1 protein-coding gene is annotated in these 2,136 nt (G+C 42.6%); it reads left to right on the top strand.

Annotation, left to right across the window (positions count from 1 at the left end):
• A partial coding sequence (locus WS42_RS14530; RefSeq protein ID WP_046451347.1) for a glutaminase domain-containing protein occupies positions 1-1,891 on the top strand: 1,891 nt, incomplete at its 5' end.
• Positions 1,892-2,136 lie beyond the last annotated feature (245 nt).

The raw sequence follows: 2,136 nt of genomic DNA, 5'->3' as shown, positions 1-2,136 counted from the left end.
GATGAAGGTCTTGAAACCGGGAAAAAATATTATCGCTGTGCATTGTCACAACCGGGTGGCTGCCGGTTATCTGGACTTCTGTTTGTGGGAGAAACAAATCGACAAATCGGTTTTTGCCAGGACTGCAACACAAACTTCTGCCAATGTGATGCCTACTCAGACTTATTATACTTTTGAATGCGGAGGGGTGAAACTGGATGTTATTTTTACAGCTCCTTTATTGATGGATAATCTCGATCTGATGTCGCGGCCGGTGAATTATGTTACCTATCAGGTTGCTTCTACCGACGGGAAACCGCATGAAGTGGGAGTATATTTCGAGACGACTCCCCAGTGGGCGCAACACCGCATTTTTCAGCCTGTACAATGTGAGTTGAAAGAGACTGCCGGTCAGTATCTGTTGAAGACCGGTACTAAAGAACAAAAAATCCTGGGACGCCGGGGAGACGATGTGATGATCGATTGGGGATATTTCTATATGGCTTGTGATAAAGGTAAAACGGTACAGATCGGAAAGTCGGATGAGGTGAAAAATCAGTTTAAACAGGCTACAGCTTTGAAAAACAGTTGTGATCCGTCTTTATCCGGAGATTTGACCGTGGAACTGGAAGTGCTGGCCATTGCTCAGGATTTGGGACAGGTAGCGGGTGAGACAACTTCCGGGTATATTCTGTTGGGATACGACGACCTGTATGCTATCCAATATTTCGGAGAAAACAGGCGTCCTTATTGGAACCGGAAAGGGGATAAAACTATCGAGGGAGAATTGAACGCGGCTGCAACAGAATATGCCGGCATTATGGATCGTTGTGCTGATTTTGATGTACAATTGATGAATAAAGCTGCGGCTGTCGGTGGGAAAAAATATGCTGAATTGTGTGCCTTGGCTTATCGTCAGGCCATTGCTGCACATAAGCTGATCGAAGATAAAGAAGGAAATCTGATTTTTCTTTCTAAGGAGAATTTCAGTAACGGTTCAATCGGTACCGTCGATATTTCCTATCCTTCTGTGCCTTTGTTTTTGGTTTATAATACCGATCTGGCGAAAGGATTGATGAATCATATTTTCTATTACAGTGAGAGCGGAAAATGGACGAAGCCTTTTGCGGCTCATGATATCGGTACTTATCCTTTGGCTAACGGCCAGACCTATGGCGGGGATATGCCGGTTGAAGAGAGCGGTAATATGCTGACTATGGCTGCAGCTGTCTGCATGATCGATGGCAATGCCGACTATGCTGCCAAACATTGGGAGGTAATGACCACCTGGGCCAATTATTTACTCGAGCATGGAATGGATCCTGAAAACCAACTCTGTACCGATGATTTTGCGGGGCATTTCGCTCACAATACCAACCTGTCGGTAAAAGCTATTATGGGAATCGCTGCTTACGGTAAGATGGCCGAAATGCTCGGTAAGAAGGATATTGCTGCCACTTATCTGGGCAAAGCGAAACAGATGGCACAACAATGGGAGCAAATGGCAGCTGACGGTGATCATTATAAACTGACTTTCGATAAAGCCGGAACCTGGAGTCTGAAATACAATATGGTGTGGGATAAACTATTTAAAACCGACCTTTTTGCCGACGATATTTATAATAAAGAATTGGCTTATTATCCGACAAAAGCGAATAAGTACGGAGTTCCTTTGGACAACCGGGCGGATTACACCAAGTCGGATTGGATCCTATGGGTGGCATCGCTGACCGATGATCCGGCCGTATTCGGACAATTGGTCGATCCGGTGTGGCGTTATGCCAATGAGACTCCCTCGAGAGTGCCTATCAGTGACTGGCATATGACTTCCAGCGGACATCAGCGTGGATTTCAGGCTCGTTCGGTTGTCGGCGGATATTTTATGCCTTTACTGAAAAGTAGAATGAAATAATTAAAATATCGTCTGATTATTGATAAAATATTGTGTTATAATATTTTATATAATTCTTGCATTTCTTTTTTTTGATACAATTTTACTAGTTTTTGATCATATTTTATCTAAAAAATTTGGATAGAGACGTACTTTTGTTCCGATTTTTTATTATTAGTAATATGTTTGATTCTAATTATTGTAGTCAAACGTTTTCGGTGGATTATATATTTTTCACTAAAAATAGCAAATATGAAAGATAAGGA

Origin of the sequence: Odoribacter sp. N54.MGS-14, from assembly GCF_000980295.1 — a bacterium.
Lineage (GTDB): Bacteria > Bacteroidota > Bacteroidia > Bacteroidales > Marinifilaceae > Odoribacter > Odoribacter splanchnicus.
The sequence above is the reverse complement of the archived record's forward strand: the minus strand, read 5'-3'. Positions and strand labels throughout refer to the sequence as shown.